This is a genomic window from Vibrio sp. 10N.222.46.A1, assembly GCF_041473595.1.
Lineage (GTDB): Bacteria > Pseudomonadota > Gammaproteobacteria > Enterobacterales > Vibrionaceae > Vibrio > Vibrio tasmaniensis_A.
The window spans coordinates 1-247 of the sequence record NZ_JBFRSN010001319.1; the positions used below are offsets into that span (position 1 = coordinate 1).

The following is a 247-nucleotide window of genomic DNA, read 5'->3' on the forward strand; positions in this document are numbered from 1 at the left end:
TGATGACCATGAAGGCCACGACCATTCAGAAGGTGGGCACGGCGAATTCACTGTCGAGTACCATTACCAATGTTCAGATATTGCGAAGCTAGATACCGTGAGCACTCAATGGTTCTCTAAGTTCAGCAACACAAAATCAATGACGGTAAACCTTCTAACTGACAGCGCTCAAATTCAAGAAGTGCTTAACGCAGATCGTATTAGTTTTCGATTCTAATCCGTATTAGATTGAATTAAACGTAGATAC

1 protein-coding gene is annotated in these 247 nt (G+C 41.7%); it reads left to right on the forward strand.

Features of this window, described 5'->3' with window-relative positions:
• Positions 1-217, forward strand: a 217-nt coding sequence (locus AB4496_RS26280; protein WP_139137330.1) for a DUF2796 domain-containing protein, incomplete at its 5' end; no start/stop codon positions are given.
• Positions 218-247: the final 30 nt, after the last annotated feature.